A 14,867-nucleotide genomic window follows, 5' to 3' on the forward strand; every position below is an offset into this window, starting at 1 on the left:
CGGGGCGGTGGTGGAACCACTCCGGATGCTTGTCCACCCACGGATGGTCCGGCGAGCACTGCAGCGCGAAGTCCAGCGCCACCTCCAGCCCCAGCTCCCCGGCCCGCTCCACGAACCGGTCGAAGTCCTCCAGGGTGCCCAGGTCGGGATGGACGGCGTCGTGCCCGCCCTCCGGCGACCCGATCGCCCACGGCACGCCCACGTCCTGCGGGCCGGCCGACAGGGAGTTGTTGGGCCCCTTGCGGAAGGTCGTGCCGATGGGGTGGATGGGCGGCAGGTAGACCACGTCGAAGCCCATCCCCGCGATCGCGGGCAGCCGCCGCGCGGCCGTGCGGAACGTGCCGTGCGGACGCTCGGGCGTGCCCTCGGAACGGGGGAAGAACTCGTACCACGACCCGAACAGCGCCCGCTCCCGCTCCACCAGCAGCGGCAACGGCTCCGACGCGGTCACCAACTCCCGCACCGGATACCGCGCGAGCACCGCCTGCACCTGCGGCGTCAGCGCCGCCGCGAGGCGGGTCGACACCGGCAGCGAGTCGTCCCGCAGGGTGCGCGCCGCGGTGAGCACGGCTTCACGGGCCGCCCCCCGGGGCACCCCCGCCGCCGCCCGCTCGTACAGGTCGGCGCCCTCCTCCAGGACCAGGCCGGTGTCGATGCCGGCCGGAACCTTGATGCGGGCCGTGCGGCGCCAGGTGGTCAGCGGGTCGCTCCACGCCTCCACGGTGAACGTCCAGCGCCCTTCCGCGTCCGGGGTGACCTCGGCGCCCCAGCGGTCGCTGCCGGGCGCCAGTTCGCGCATCGGCGTCCACGGGCCGGGGCGCCCCCGCGGATCGCGGAGCACGACGTTGGCGGCGACCGCGTCGTGTCCCTCGCGGAACACCGTGGCGGTGACCTGAAACGTTTCTCCAGGGACGGCCTTCGCCGGGCGCCGGCCGCCGTCCACCGCCGGACGGACATCCCGGACCGGGATGCGGCCGATGGTCTCGGTACTCCTCACGGGTCTCACCTCCGCCGTACTCGAAGCCGGGCCCTGCGGCCCGGCCGGGATCCATGCTCCGGAAGGGGGATCACCGCCCTGCCCGGGAGGGCCGTCGGCCCGCCGGAGCGCCGCGCCGTGCGACGCGCCCGCGGCAGGGGCGGCCGTTCTGCTCCTGCAGGTAGGTGGCCAGGCTGGTGCGCAGATAGCGGTCGGCCGCGTCGGCGGCCTCGCGTGCGCACCGCTTTCCCATCAGCACGCACAGGGTGTAGCCCGAGTCCTCGAAGGCGGCCCGCACCGTGCCATCGGCGGGGGCCGCGAGCATCGCGCGTTCCCAGGCCCGGTACCGCCGCAGCTGCCGGGCGACTTCGGCTCTGGCGGGTAGCAGCATGGCGCCGTTTCACCTTCCGGGCTCCCGATGGGCACGTCCCGACGGTCGGGCCGGCGCCGTGCGCACGAGCGGCACGGATCCGTTACGGCGATCGAAGCCTTCACTCATGGTGCACGTATAGCGACTCAGCGTCTTGTTAGAGCTTCAACAGTCCCGGTGATGCGCTCGTGTTGCACGAATGGGCTAGCACCCGCACTGTTGAGGTGACTCAGAAGCGATCGGTGCTCACGCTCCGTGCTCGGGAGGTCGGGTCGCCAGGCCCGGCGGAGCGGGAGCCTCGCGGTGAGGAGCCAACGACGATGAAGACCGCAGTGCCCTGCTACTACCACCTCGACGTGGAAGTCGGCCCGGAACGCGTCGGACAGGTCAGCCGCATCCTGGCGGCCCACCTCCGGTACTGGGACCTCGAACCGCTCGTCAAGCCCGTCTGCGGCAGCGCCGAACTGCTGCTGCGCACCATCGACGAGCACGCCCGGGACAAGCGCACCTCGATCGAGATGTGGTGGAACGGCCAGCACCTGATCACCGCCGTCGGGGACGACAACTGGGACCTGCGTCCCGACCAGGACCTGCGCGGCTGCCTCCAGCACATCGCCGCCATGAGCGACGGCTGGGGCTGCTGCACCACCGACACCGGCAGCAAGGTCATCTGGTTCTCGCAGCGCGCCCGCGCCGGCCGCCTGGTCCCGCTGGTGCCCAAGGCGCCCACGCCGGGCCTGCGCGAGGGGCTCCAGGTGCCCCGCGAGATCCCCGTCGCCGCCCTGGCCGCACCGCCGATCACGCCCGACGGCGCCCTGGAGGACGCACGGTGACGAAACAGCCGTACCGGAACGCAGGGGTGCCCGCCTGGAGCGGGCACCCCTACCCCTTGGGGGCCTCCTACGACGGCAGGGGCACCAACTTCGCCCTGTTCAGCGAGGTCGCCCAGCGTGTCGAACTCGTCCTCGTGGACGACGACGGGCACCACCGCACCGTGCCGCTCACCGAGGTCGACGGCTTCGTCTGGCACTGCTACCTGCCCGACGTCGGACCGGGGCAGCGCTACGGCTACCGGGTGCACGGACCCTGGCACCCGGCCGTCGGCCAGCGCTGCAACCCGGCCAAGCTGCTCCTCGACCCGTACGCCACCGCCGTGGACGGCCAGATCGACAACCACCCCTCGCTCTACGAGCGCTCGGCCGCCGGCCCCGACCCGGCCGACAGCGCCGGGCACACCATGCTCGGCGTGGTGACCGACCCGGCGTTCGACTGGGGCGACGACCGTCCGCTGCGACGGCCGTACGCGGACACCGTGATCTACGAGGCCCATGTGCGCGGGCTCACCCGCACCCACCCCGACGTGCCGCCCGAGCTGCGCGGCACCTACGCGGGGCTCGCCCACCCGGCCGTCGTCGAGCATCTGGCCCGGCTCGGGGTGACGGCGGTGGAGCTGATGCCGGTGCACCAGTTCGTGCAGGACGGCCACCTCCAGGACCGCGGGCTGTCCAACTACTGGGGCTACAACACCATCGGCTTCTTCGCGCCGCACAACGCCTACGCGGCCCGCGGCACCCGCGGGGAGCAGGTCGCCGAGTTCAAGTCGATGGTCAGGGCGCTGCACGCGGCCGGCCTCGAGGTGATCCTCGACGTCGTCTACAACCACACCGCCGAGGGCAACGAGCGGGGTCCCACCCTCTCCTTCCGCGGCATCGACAACGCCTCCTACTACCGGCTGGTCGACGGCGACTGGCGGCACTACTACGACACCACCGGCACCGGCAACAGCCTGCTCATGCGGCACCCCTACGTCCTCCAGCTGATCATGGACTCGCTGCGGTACTGGGTCACCGAGATGCACGTCGACGGCTTCCGCTTCGACCTCGCGGCGACCCTGGCCCGGCAGTTCCACGAGGTGGACCGGCTCTCGGCGTTCTTCGACCTCATCCAGCAGGACCCGGTGATCAGCCGGGTCAAGCTGATCGCCGAGCCCTGGGACGTGGGGGAGGGCGGCTACCAGGTGGGCAACTTCCCGCCGCTGTGGTCGGAGTGGAACGGCATGTACCGGGACGCCGTACGGGACTTCTGGCGCGGTGAGGAGCACACGCTCGGCGAGTTCGCGTCCCGGCTGACCGGCTCCTCCGACCTGTACCAGCACAGCAGGCGCCGGCCGCGCGCCAGCGTCAACTTCGTCACCGCGCACGACGGGTTCACGCTGCGCGACCTGGTGTCGTACAACGACAAGCACAACGAGGCCAACGGCGAGGACAACCAGGACGGGGAGAGCGACAACCGGTCCTGGAACTGCGGCGCCGAGGGCGAGACGGACGACCCCGGGGTGCTGGAGCTGCGCGGCCGCCAGCAACGCAACTTCCTCGCCACGCTGCTGCTGTCGCAGGGCATCCCGATGCTCTGCCACGGCGACGAACTCGGGCGCACCCAGCGCGGCAACAACAACGCCTACTGCCAGGACAACGAGATCTCCTGGATCGACTGGCGGCTGACCGAGGAGCAGGAAGCGCTGCGCGAGTTCACCCGCCGCCTCATCGCCCTGCGCGCCGAGCACCCGGTGCTGCGCCGCCGGCGCTTCTTCCGGGGCGAGACGCCGAGGAACGCCGAGCAGCCGCTGCCCGACCTGGTGTGGCTGCTGCCCAACGCGAGCGAGATGGGGGAACAGGACTGGCAGCGCTCCGACGCGCACACCGTCGGCGTCTTCCTCAACGGCGACGCCATCGCCGAGCGCGACGCCTACGGCCGGCCGGTCGTGGACGACTCGTTCCTGCTGCTGCTCAACGGCTACTGGGAGCCGGTCGACTTCCGCCTCCCGGACGCCGCCTACGGGGAGCGCTGGACGGCCCTGATCGACACCGCCGACCCGCAGGGCGTCCCCGACGAGCGCGAGCACAAGGCCGGCACGGTGGTGCGCGTGGAGGGGCGCGGCCTGGTCCTGCTGTCCCGGCCGTCCCGCCTGCCGGGCGGCGCACGCCGCAAGGGGGACTGAGCCGGCTCCCTGGGAGACCGGCCCGACGGGGGCCCGCGTGCGGTGCGGGCCCCCGTCGCCATGCGGGCGCGGGGCGCGGGGCGCGGGTCGCTCGCTCCGCGTCAGCGCGCGCGGCGCGCCGTCACCGTGAACCGGGCGCCGTCCGCGTCGCGGAGCACCGCCTCGTCGGCGGTCTCCCGCAGGACGCTGCCCCCGTGCGCCTCGGCGGCGCGTGCGCAGGCCGCGACGTCCGGGACGGCGAAGTGGACCTGCCAGTGCGGGCGCACGCTCGGGTCGGGGGCCTCTCCCAGGGCGCCGGACACGATGCGGGCCACCACGTCGCCCCCGCTGCGCAGGACCACTTCGTCGCCCTCGTAGCCCACCTCGCAGCAGCCCGGCTTGGACGAGGCCCAGTCGAGGACCTCGCCGTAGAAGATCGCGGCGTCGAAGGCGTCCCGCGTGTGCAGCCGGACGAAGGCCGGGGCCGCGTGCCGCCAGGTGTCCCAGTCGGTGACCAGCTCGCCCTCCCAGATGCCGAACGTGGCGCCGTCCCGGTCGGCCAGGAGAGCCGCCCGCCCCGGCGGGAAGGAGATCGGTCCGACCGCCGTGGTGCCGCCCCGCTCCTGCACCCGCGAGACCGCCTCGTCGGCGCTGGACACCGCGAAGTACGGCGTCCAGGCGACCGCCGTCTGCAGCATTCCGGCGACCGCGGCGATCCCCGCGACCGGCGATCCCTCCGACAGGGCCACCCGGAAGCGGTCGCCGAGCTTGGCGCGCCGCCACTCCCAGCCCAGCACGGCGCTGTAGAACTCCTCGGTGGCCTGGACGTCGCGGCTGGTCAGGCTCACCCAGCAGGGTGCCCCGAAGACGGCATGGGTGGACAGGACGCCGCTCGCGCGGCCGGCGGGTGTCGTGTCGTTGCTCATGGGAGTAGATCCTGGGTCGCGGCGACCGGCAGCCACCGGTTCGACACCAGTGTCCCTCCGGATCCGGTGTCGGCGCCTGCCGAGTGCCCCGGTGGCCGATGCCGGTCCCCGTGGGCAGGATGTATCCGTGGCATCAGTACCCAGCGGGCCCGACGACGGGGCCGACCGGCTGCGGGAGCTGGAGGAGCAGGTCGCCCAGCTCAAGGAGGCCGTGGCCTCGCACGCGGTGGTCGACCAGGCGATCGGGATGATGGTCGCCCTGGGCCGGCTGACGCCGGACCAGGGCTGGGCCGTGCTGAAGGACGTCTCCCAGCACACCAACGTCAAGCTGCGCCACATCGCCGAGCTGGTCCTGATCTGGGGCCGCAACGGCGAGCTGCCCCCCAGGATCCGCGCCGAGCTGGAGGACGCCCTGGACCGGCACGGGCCGGCGCAGATCCCCGGGACCCCGTCCGAGTGACACCGGACGGGCAGGGCCGTTGGGCGGCCCACCGGGGCCGGGTGGGCCGCCCAACGGGGCTCGCTCACCGTGGTCCGGCGAGCAGTTCCTCCCGCAGCCGGGCGAAGCAGGCGCTGAGCAGCCGCGAGACGTGCATCTGGGAGATGCCCAGCTGCTCGGCGATGCAGCTCTGCGTCATGCCCTGGAAGAACCGCAGGTACAGAATGGTGCGCTCGCGCTCCGGCAGGGCCTGCAGACAGGGCGCCACGGCGACCCGGTCCACCACCACGTCGTAGCGCGGATCGGGCCCGCCGATCGCGTCCGCGAGGGCGTACCCCTCGGTGCCCGGCATCTCGGCCTCCAGGGAGAGCGCCGTGAAGCACTCCAGTGCCTCCATGCCGGTGCGCACCTCGTCCTCGGTCAGTTGCGCGTGCGCGGCGATCTCGGCCACGGACGGCGGCCGCCCCGGCGTGGTCTGCGCCAGCTCCTTGGCCGCGCGGCGCACCCGGTTGCGCAGGTCCTGGACGCGGCGCGGGACGTGCAGCGTCCACATGTGGTCGCGGAAGTGCCGCTTGATCTCGCCGGTCACGGTCGGCACGGCGTACGCCTCGAAGGCGCGCCCGCGCGCGGGGTCGTAGTGGTCGACGGCCTTGACCAGGCCGAGCGCGGCCACTTGGTACAGGTCCTCCAGGGACTCGCCGCGCCCGCGGAAACGGACCGCGATCCGCTCCGCCATCGGCAGCCAGACCCGGACCAGTTCGTCCCTGAGCGCCTTGCGTTCGGGACCGTCGGACAGTTCCCGCAGCCGCTCGAAGTCCGCGGCGGTGTCGGGTGCGTCGTCGTGGGGATGTTGCTTCGTTCTGCTGGCGGTACGCATGCGCGCGCGCCTCCCTCAGCAGGTGCCGGGTGGACAGACACCGTGGGCGCGCGCTTCGACCGCTCGGACGACACCGGGATCGGCGAACCGGCTCCCACGGACGTGCCTCCTGTCCGAAGCACTGTCATGCCCTTTCCCGGAACAAAACGGGACGAAACACCCCTGGTGAAAGTGTCGACGCGCCGCGACCGGGCGACTGCGCCGCGTCGCTCCCGGCCCCGGCACGGCCGGCCGCGGACGTGATGTGCGGCACGCCCGCCGAGCGCTCCCGCGCGGGTCCGGCGGGTTCTTCCTGCGCACGGCTTGATCAGCGATCAAGGCCGGGAAACGGCCCGCCACGGCTCATTCCGCCCATTTGACAGTGCGCTGAGCCCACGGATAGGAAGCAGCGTCGAGAGGTCGAGAGGTGCACCGTGTACGAGCCGAACGTGGTCGGGGACTGGCAGGAGTACGACGAGCATGCCGGTCTGCGTCTGCGCGTCCACCGACTGGAGCGGGCGGAGCCGCCGCGGGGGCGTGACGACGCCGCCGAGGGGCTGACGTACTTCAGCGTCCGGGTGACGGTCGAGAACCGCGGTGAGCGGCGGCTCGGCATCCACCTGGAGGACGGCCAGATCGACGTGCGCGTCGGTGCCGACGGCGAGAGCGCGTTCCTGGACTGGCGCAACTCGCAGTTCGTCGAGGGCTACGATCTGTACCCGCTGCGCCGGGTCACGGCGGTGCTGTTCGCCGCGGGGCCCGAGGAGGCGCTGTCGCAGGTGGACGTCCAGATCCAGCTGAGGGTCGACGACGACTGGACCGAGCGTAGGCTGTGGGCGGGCGGCGTCGGTCTGCCCGAGGGCGCGGCCTGCGCGCACGCCGCGTCCGGCCGGGACGGTCTGGCGCACCAGGTGAGCAACTTCCTGCGCGACCAGGCCGAGGAGGGCACCGCCTGACCCGCCGCACCGCGCCCGGCCGGCGCGGGACGCCGGTCAGTGCGGGATGCCGTCGATGATCTCGCGCGCACCCTGGCGCAGCAGCGCCACGGCGACCGAGGTGCCCAGCGTGGCCGGGTCGAGCCGGCCCGCCCACTCGTGGGCGTTGAGCCGGGTCTTGCCGTCCGGGGTGAACACACAGGCCCGCAGGGACAGCTCGCCGCCGCGGTCGACGCGCGCGTAGCCGGCGATGGGGCTGTTGCAGTGCCCCTGGAGCACATGCAGGAACATCCGCTCCGCCGTCGCCTCCCGGTGCGTGTCCGGATCGCCGAGGGCGCTGACGGCGTCGATGACGTCGGTGTCGTCCTCGCGGCACTGCAGGGCGAGGATGCCCGCGCCGATGGGCGGCATCATCGTCTCGGTGGAGAGGACCTCGCTGATCACGTCGGTCCGGCCGATCCGCTCCAGGCCGGAGACGGCGAGCAGCAGCGCGTCCGCCTCGCCGGCGGCGAGCTTGTCCAGCCGCCGGTTGGCGTTGCCGCGGAACGGCACGCAGCGAAGGTGCGGATGGGTGGCCGCCAGCTGGGCGACGCGGCGCACCGACGAGGTGCCGACGCGGGTGCCGGCCGGGAGTTCGTCCAGCGTGAGGCCGCCCGGGTGCACCAGGGCGTCGCGGATGTCGTCGCGCTCGAGGAACGCCGCGAAGACCGTGCCGGCCGGGAGCGGACGGTCGGCGGGCACGTCCTTGACGCAGTGCACCGCCAGATCGGCGTCGCCGGCCAGCAGGGCGGCGTCGACCTCCTTGGTGAACGCGCCCTTGCCCTCGACCTGGGACAGATCGCCCATCCACTTGTCGCCGGTCGTCCTCACCGGCACCACCTCGGTACGCAGACCGGGCAGCAGGGCGGCCAACTCCGCTCGTACGCGCTCCACTTGGGCGAGCGCCATGGGGGAGTCACGGGAGACGACGCGGATCACTTCGGGAACCGGCATGCGGAACACGATAAACCCTCCCGCGGCGCTCGCCCGCATTCCGGGCGCGGCCGCGGCGGGCCGCCGTCCCCGCGCGAGCGCCCCGCCCGGTGGGACGACCGGGCGGGGCGGACGCGGTCAGGCGTTCGGGTCGAAGGTGATGCCCGACGGTTTGGCCGAGGCCAGGTGGCTGTTGAAGCTGCCGTCCTTCAGGCCGAAGTTGGCGCTGCCGAAGTTGTGGGCCACCAGCTTGTCGCGCACGCCCGCCGGGTAGCCGTTCCAGCCGACCAGCGGCGGGTACTGCCAGGTCCCCTTGTGGTTCTCCGGCGGCTCGTCCCCCGCGGTGGCGGCGCGGAAGCAGTGGGTGCCGATGCCGTCCTTGTGGTACACGATCTTGGCGTGGGTGCCGTCGAAGCGGATCTGCGAGGCGGCGTGCACGGTGAAGGAGCCGTGGTTGGACGTCGAGACGTACTTCACCTGGCTGTTCTGCACCCACACCACGACGTGCTCCCAGTCGTGGCGGTGACCGCCGATGCTGGTGCCGGCGAGCGCCTGGTCCTTCTCGAAGTAGAGACCGTACAGGTAGGCGCACCAGCCGTTGTTGCACTTGTAGCGCGAGTAGCTGTTGGTGTTGTCGAGGTCCGAGGCGTCCCGGCAGTTGCCGTTGAGCGCGCCGGTCGGGCTGAGGCCGCCGTTGACCGTGCCGTCCGCGCTGATCGCGGGGGTGGAGTAGCAGCCGTCCGTGTCGTAGTCGAAGGCCGGCTGGTACGTCCGCTCCGCGGCCTCCGCGTTGGCGGGCAGGGCCGGCGGCGGGGCGGCGAAGGCGGTGGCGGGGAAGGCGATGACGAGAGCGACGGCGCCGGCCAGACCGGTGCCCCATCTCCTGCGGCGAATGGACTTCTTGGACGACACTGCGTCCTCCTCCTGAACTCGGGCGCAGCCGAACGGCTGTGGGGGGAAAGGCAGTTCAGGATCCTCGAATTCCGCTTGCGCGCCAAGGCCGCCCAGGCGTCCCGCCGGTGAATCACCGCCCAATATTTGTCATGCCCCAGCGGTACGTCACACGAGGTCGTCCGGCAGGTCGGCGGCGGACTCCTCCGGCGTGAGGTCCGGCCGCAGCCGCAGCCAGGACGGCTGGCGCAGCAGCCCGGCGCGGGTACGGGTGCTGTAGCGGACCTCGCCGACCAGCCGGGGCGCCACCCAGTGCGCGCCCGGCGCCGGCGGCACGGGGTCGAAGGGACACACGTCGGTCGCGTCCGCCCGCAACAGCGCGGCCAGTTCCCGGCGTTCGGCCTCGCTCCAGCCGGTGCCGACGCTGCCGACGTAGCGCAGCCGGCCCGCGGCGCGCTGGCCGACCAGGACCGCGCCGGGCAGGCCGGCCAGCCGTCCCTTGCCGGGCAGCCAGCCGCCCACGACGACGTCCTCGCCGCGCATGTTGCGGATCTTGATCCAGGCCCGCGAGCGGACGCCCGGCTCGTACGGCGAGTCCAGCCGCTTGCAGACCAGCCCTTCCAGACCGTGCTCCAGCGTGGCGCGCAGGGCCTCGCGGCCGTGGCCGACCAGGGCGGCGGGCGTCGACCAAAACGGGCCGCTCAACCCGAGGGCGTCGAGCCGCTCGCGCCGCCGCAGGTACGGCTCCCGCAGCAGGGACGCGCCGTCCAGGTGCATGACGTCGAACAGGACCAGGTGCACGGGGACCCGGGCGGCCCGGAGCGCGGCCCGGCCGGGGGCGTGGGCGAGGCCCATCCGGGACTGGAGCAACTGGAAGTCGGCGCGCCCGTGTTCGTCCAGGGCCAGCACCTCCCCGTCCAGCACCGCGGGGGTGGAACCGAGAGCGCCGCCGAGAGGGCGCAGCTCCGGGTAGGCGGCGGTGATGTCCTCGCCGGATCGGGCGCGCAGCAGCAGGCTTCCGTCGCCGGGGAGGTACACCACCGCGCGCTGGCCGTCCTGCTTGGTCTCGTACGCCCAGCGCGCGTCCTGTGCCGGGGGCGGCAGGGCGCCGGGGGTGGCGAGCATGGGGGCGATCAGCGGCAGGGTCACGGCTCGAGACTGCCGCGGCACGGCGACGGCGGGACCCCGGCACCCCCTGAGGGGCACCGGGGTCCCGCCGTTCGGCTCAGTGAGCTGGGTCGATGCGGGTGATCAGGCCCCCCGGGCCGCCGCCGGAGTCGTCGACCGCGGGAGGCGGCGTCGTGGCCGTTGGCGGGGCCGGTCGCGGGGGCCGTGCGCGTGCTGCTCGCCATGGCCGCCCCCGGGCCGCCTCGCCGCGTCACCCTGGCTGCCCGGCCCCCACGCGCTGCCGGACGCGGATGGGCGCGTTGCCGGTCGCCCCGCCGACCTGGTCTCCGCCTTCGGCCCGGCTGCTGCGGCCCGCCGGCCCGGTCACCCAGCACGTCACGGGCCCGGCCCCGCTCCCGGCCGGCGTGACGACCGGTTCGGCCGGCGGAGCGCGCCTGGCGTGGCTGCCGCGGCCGGAGCGCGGGGGACCGGGTGCGAGCGAACGCCCGGGGCACAGGCGGCGTCCGGTCGCGCGGTGGTCGGGCCGGCAGCGGTCGAGTGGTGGCCGGGCGGGCGGCCAAGGGGCGCCGGCCGGCCGGAACTTACCCTCGCGTAGCATCGGTCGGCAGGCCACCCGAGGAGGAACCATGGCGACCCCGCGCGTCGGTGACAAGGTCGAGGACTTCGAGCTGCCGGACGAGACCGGCACGCCCCGCCGTTTGTCCGCGCTCCTCGCCGACGGACCGGTGGTGCTGTTCTTCTACCCCGCGGCCCTCACCCCCGGCTGCACCGCCGAGGCCTGCCACTTCCGGGACCTGGCCGCGGAGTTCGCCGCCGTCGGCGCCCGTCCCGTGGGCGTGAGCGGCGATCCCGTGGAACGGCAGAAGGAGTTCGCCGGACAGCACGCGCTCGGCATGCCGCTGCTGTCCGACGCCGACGGCGCCGTCCGGGAACTCTTCGGTGTGCGGCGGGGCTTCCAGCTCGCCCCGACCAAGCGCGTCACCTTCGTCGTCGCACCCGACCGCACGGTGCTGGAGGTCGTCCGCAGCGAACTGCGCATGAACGCCCACGCCGACCGGGCCCTGGCGGCCCTGCGCGCCCACCGCGGCTGAACCCGCGCCGGGCTCAGAACTCCTCGTGCGTGCGCGGATCGCCGCCGAGCCTGCGGTGGGCCCGGTCGGCGACGGCCGACATCTGCGCGGCATCCAGCGTGAAGCCGAAGACGTCCAGGTTCTGCCGCTGCCGCTCGGGGTCCGACGACTTGGGGATGGGCAGCGCGCCCAGCTGGACGTGCCAGCGCAGCACCGCCTGACCGGGCGTCACGCCGTGCGCCCGAGCGACCTCCCGCACGGCCGGGTCGTCCAGCAGGTCCGAGCCGCGGCCCAGCGGGCTCCAGCTCTCGGTCACGATGCCCTTGTCGGCGTGCAGCGCCCGCAACTCCTGCTGCGGCAACAGCGGGTGCAGCTCGATCTGGTTCACGGAGGGCAGGACGCCGGTCTCCTTCTCCAGGCGTCCGAGGTGCTCCGCGGTGAAGTTGGAGACGCCGATCGACCGGACCAGGCCCTCCTCACGGAGCTTGATCATGGCCCGCCAGGAGTCGGCGTACTTGTCGACGCGGGGCAGCGGCCAGTGGATCAGGTACAGGTCGACGTAGTCGAGGCCGAGCCGGCTGCGGGACTCCTCGAAGGAGGCGAGGGTCTCGTCGTAGCCGTGGTGCCGGCCCGGGAGCTTCGTCGTCACGAAGATCTCCTCGCGGGGCACGTCCGTGCGGGCGACGGCCCGGCCGACGCCGGTCTCGTTGCGGTAGTTGGCCGCCGTGTCGATCAGGCGGTACCCGGCGTCCAGGGCGGTCAGCACCGCCCGCTCCGCCTCCGCGTCGTCCATCGGCCAGGTGCCCAGGCCGATGCCGGGGATCGTCGTGCCGTCGTTGAGCGTGTGCGTCGGGATGCCGGCCACGGACATCACATACCTTCCCTCGACTGTGGGGTACGGCCAGTATGGGGCCGGCGATCTTCCCGCCGGCCGACGCATACGACCATCGGAGTGCTGATGACGACGGACAGGGCCGGCGCGGGGGAACGGGACGCGGGCATCGGGGTGCACCCGGTCGCCGGGCACATCGGGGCCGAGATCACCGGGGTGGATCTCGCCGCCGGGCTCGACGACGCGCAGGTCGCCGCGATCCGGGCGGCAATGCTGCGCTGGAAGGTGGTGTTCTTCCGGGGCCAGCGCCTCGACCACGCGGGCCACGTGGCCTTCGCCCGGCGGTTCGGCGAGCCCGTCGTGCTGCGGCGGCGCGGCAAGGCGTCGCCGCCCGGCGTCCCGGAGATCGAGACGACCGCCGACCGGCTGGAACTGGGCGGCCGGTTCGGCATGGAGCACGACGAATGGCTGCGGCGCCGCCGGCACACCCTGCTGCGGGGCTGGCACTGCGACCACGGGGCGCGCGTCGACCCGCCGGCCGCGACGATCCTGCGCGCCGAGACCGTCCCGCCCTACGGCGGCGACACCACCTGGTCCAACCTCGCGGCGGCGTACGCCGGACTCTCCGAGCCGGTACGGCGGTTCGTGGACGGGCTGCGGGCCGAGCACCGGCTCGGCGTCGGCTACCAGCCCCGGCCCGGCGACGACGCCTACGTCCGGCACCTGCTGGACCACCAGATCGCGACGGTGCACCCGCTCGTGCGCGTCCACCCGGAGACGGGGGAGCGGGTGCTGTACGTCAACGGCTACTACGTCGAGCAGATCGCCGGCCTCTCCCGCCAGGAGAGCGCCGCCCTGCTGGAGATGCTGCTGGAGCAGGCCGTCCGGCCGGAGTACACCGTCCGCTTCCGCTGGGAGCCCGGCAGCGTGGCCTTCTGGGACAATCGGGCCACCATCCACCTCGCCCCGAGCGACAACGCCCATCTGGACTTCCCGCGGACCATGCACCGGGTGATGCTCGCCGGGGACGTGCCGGTCGGCGTGGACGGCAGGCCGTCCGAGCCGATCACCGGCAGCGAGCCGGGACGCTGGTGAGGCGCCCCGGCTCCGTGCCGGTCAGCTGAACGGGTCGAGCGTGAGGTACGCCTGGGCCGGGTTGCCGTCGTGGACCAGGGACTCGTGGTGGCCGACGTCGTCGAAGGCGAACGCGTACGCCTTGCCGTCGGCCATCTGCGCGTGCACGGCCCTGGCGTAGTGGTTGGTCACCGCGTCCTGGTAGAAGCCCGCGGACGAGGCGTCCGGCTGGTTGGGGTTGCTGAGCAGCGTCGAGCGGTTGAAGCCCGCGCACAGCGTCCGCGAGATCGGGCCGCGCACCGCGTCGTTGGGGGCGTCCAGCAGCCGGTGGCAGCCGAAGACGCTGGAGGCGTCCGGTTTCTGGAAGCTGGTGACGACAGCGCCCGCGCTGTTGGTGAAGTGCATGACGCCGCCGGACACCCGGCCGTAGTACTTGGTCCCCGGCTGGTTCGCGAACGGGGTGACCGTGAGGGTGGACGTCGTGTACTTCTGCCAGACGCGGTTGATGTAGTCGTCCATGACGGAGGCGGGCAGCGCCCCGGTCTCCACGCCGTACAGCGGCGCCAGCGCCCGCAGCACCGTGCCGTCGGACCGGGTCTGGATCAGGCGGCCCCAATTGGGCTGCGCGCGCAGCGTGTTGAAGACCGCGTTGTAGCCGCCCGGCTTGAGCCGCCCGGTGCTCGCGACGCTGCCGTCGGCGCGCTGCACGCCGACCGAGTAGGGCGCGGAGAACATGTCGACCTGGGTGCTGTTCAGCCAGAGCCCGGCGTCGTTGAGCGTGTACTCGGACCAGTTGAAGAGGATGTCGCGGTTCGGGTCGCTCGGGTTCTGCACGGCCGGCTGCACCAGCCCGCCCGTCGTCAGCCGGAAGTCGAGCTTGCGGCCGTAGGAGAAGTAGATGCGCCCGGACAGCTTGGGGATCCGGATCGTCTTGGACTGCCCGGCGGCAGGTCCCGGGATGGACGCGTCCGGCGCCGGCGTGGGGGGATTGCCGCCGGCCGGCCACGCGTGGAAGGTGCCGGCCGCGTCGGCCCAGCCCTGCTGTCCCGTGGTCAGCGAGGTGCCGAGGGTGTAGATGTACACCGGCTCGCCGCGGCCGGAGCTGTTGGTGATCTTCAGGGGGATGGTGGCGGGCACCGCGGCGTCGGCGGGCGGTGCGGCGCCGAACGTGAGCAGGGCGCCGACCAGGCCGATCGCGGTGGCCGCGGTGAGCAGACGGTCTCTGAATCGTGCGAGCACGCTCCACCTCCGTGCGGGGTGTGGGGAATTGGTCCGTACCGGTGAGAGCGCTCTCAGATTGTCGCTTGGGCGGGTTCATGTCAATGGTGGGAGTGAGGACCGGGCCACAGGGGTGGCGGGGCGGGGCCGCGCCCCGCCACCCGTACCGGTTGGTCCGTTCCTGTGCCCGGCCGGTCCTTCCC

15 protein-coding genes are annotated in these 14,867 nt (G+C 73.2%); 6 read left to right on the plus strand and 9 right to left on the minus strand.

Annotated elements, in window-relative coordinates:
* The coding region (locus ACZ6KF_RS15715) for a maltotransferase domain-containing protein (protein WP_469238745.1) at positions 1-997 on the minus strand (997 nt) is incomplete at its 3' end.
* A 70-nt stretch (positions 998-1,067) separates the two neighbouring features.
* Positions 1,068-1,367: a DUF5133 domain-containing protein gene (locus tag ACZ6KF_RS15720; RefSeq protein WP_469159332.1), complete on the minus strand. Its 300-nt coding sequence runs from the start codon at positions 1,365-1,367 to the stop codon at positions 1,068-1,070.
* 299 nt (positions 1,368-1,666) lie between these two features.
* Here ACZ6KF_RS15720 and ACZ6KF_RS15725 point away from each other — a divergent pair, with 299 nt between their 5' ends.
* Both ACZ6KF_RS15725 and glgX read left to right on the plus strand, forming a co-directional pair.
* On the plus strand, positions 1,667-2,179 hold the full coding sequence (locus tag ACZ6KF_RS15725; protein ID WP_356633990.1) for a pep a2: 513 nt from the start codon (positions 1,667-1,669) through the stop codon (positions 2,177-2,179).
* Between the two features lie 26 nt (positions 2,180-2,205).
* Positions 2,206-4,344, plus strand: coding sequence for a glycogen debranching protein GlgX (glgX, locus tag ACZ6KF_RS15730; protein ID WP_469239070.1), 2,139 nt, complete (start codon positions 2,206-2,208; stop codon positions 4,342-4,344).
* Between the two features lie 101 nt (positions 4,345-4,445).
* On the opposite strand, the gene ACZ6KF_RS15735 is transcribed toward glgX, so the two are convergent.
* Positions 4,446-5,249: a VOC family protein gene (locus ACZ6KF_RS15735; RefSeq protein WP_469159331.1), complete on the minus strand. Its 804-nt coding sequence runs from the start codon at positions 5,247-5,249 to the stop codon at positions 4,446-4,448.
* Between the two features lie 127 nt (positions 5,250-5,376).
* Here ACZ6KF_RS15735 and ACZ6KF_RS15740 point away from each other — a divergent pair, with 127 nt between their 5' ends.
* A complete protein-coding gene (locus ACZ6KF_RS15740) occupies positions 5,377-5,709 on the plus strand; it encodes an ANTAR domain-containing protein (RefSeq protein ID WP_356633984.1) in 333 nt (110 codons plus the stop codon).
* Between the two features lie 64 nt (positions 5,710-5,773).
* On the opposite strand, the gene ACZ6KF_RS15745 is transcribed toward ACZ6KF_RS15740, so the two are convergent.
* Positions 5,774-6,565 (minus strand): SigB/SigF/SigG family RNA polymerase sigma factor, encoded by a 792-nt coding sequence (locus tag ACZ6KF_RS15745; protein ID WP_356633982.1) that lies wholly within the window; start codon positions 6,563-6,565, stop codon positions 5,774-5,776.
* A 413-nt stretch (positions 6,566-6,978) separates the two neighbouring features.
* Here ACZ6KF_RS15745 and ACZ6KF_RS15750 point away from each other — a divergent pair, with 413 nt between their 5' ends.
* A complete protein-coding gene (locus ACZ6KF_RS15750; protein ID WP_356633980.1) occupies positions 6,979-7,500 on the plus strand; it encodes a hypothetical protein in 522 nt (173 codons plus the stop codon).
* Between the two features lie 36 nt (positions 7,501-7,536).
* Here ACZ6KF_RS15750 and hemC read toward each other — a convergent pair whose 3' ends face one another.
* The 3 genes from hemC to ACZ6KF_RS15765 all read right to left on the minus strand — a co-directional run bounded on the left by hemC (position 7,537) and on the right by ACZ6KF_RS15765 (position 10,491).
* On the minus strand, positions 7,537-8,472 hold the full coding sequence (hemC, locus tag ACZ6KF_RS15755) for a hydroxymethylbilane synthase (RefSeq protein WP_356633978.1): 936 nt from the start codon (positions 8,470-8,472) through the stop codon (positions 7,537-7,539).
* A 117-nt stretch (positions 8,473-8,589) separates the two neighbouring features.
* Complete coding sequence (locus tag ACZ6KF_RS15760; protein ID WP_356633976.1) at positions 8,590-9,363, minus strand: NPP1 family protein; 774 nt, start codon at positions 9,361-9,363, stop codon at positions 8,590-8,592.
* A 147-nt stretch (positions 9,364-9,510) separates the two neighbouring features.
* A complete protein-coding gene (locus ACZ6KF_RS15765) occupies positions 9,511-10,491 on the minus strand; it encodes an ATP-dependent DNA ligase (protein WP_469238747.1) in 981 nt (326 codons plus the stop codon).
* A gap of 605 nt (positions 10,492-11,096) precedes the next feature.
* Here ACZ6KF_RS15765 and ACZ6KF_RS15770 point away from each other — a divergent pair.
* Positions 11,097-11,561, plus strand: coding sequence for a peroxiredoxin (locus tag ACZ6KF_RS15770; RefSeq protein WP_469159328.1), 465 nt, complete (start codon positions 11,097-11,099; stop codon positions 11,559-11,561).
* A 13-nt stretch (positions 11,562-11,574) separates the two neighbouring features.
* Here ACZ6KF_RS15770 and ACZ6KF_RS15775 read toward each other — a convergent pair whose 3' ends face one another.
* Complete coding sequence (locus tag ACZ6KF_RS15775; protein ID WP_469159341.1) at positions 11,575-12,405, minus strand: aldo/keto reductase; 831 nt, start codon at positions 12,403-12,405, stop codon at positions 11,575-11,577.
* Positions 12,406-12,498: 93 nt separating this feature from the next.
* Between ACZ6KF_RS15775 and ACZ6KF_RS15780 the strand changes: the two genes are divergently transcribed.
* The gene (locus tag ACZ6KF_RS15780) at positions 12,499-13,467 is read left to right on the plus strand and encodes a TauD/TfdA dioxygenase family protein (protein ID WP_356633970.1); all 969 of its coding nucleotides are present in this window, start codon (positions 12,499-12,501) and stop codon (positions 13,465-13,467) included.
* Positions 13,468-13,488: 21 nt separating this feature from the next.
* Here the strand turns inward: ACZ6KF_RS15780 and ACZ6KF_RS15785 are convergent, their stop codons facing one another.
* Positions 13,489-14,685: a glycoside hydrolase family 64 protein gene (locus ACZ6KF_RS15785; RefSeq protein WP_356633968.1), complete on the minus strand. Its 1,197-nt coding sequence runs from the start codon at positions 14,683-14,685 to the stop codon at positions 13,489-13,491.
* Positions 14,686-14,867: the final 182 nt, after the last annotated feature.

It is taken from the genome of Streptomyces sp. NPDC046379, assembly GCF_055587785.1.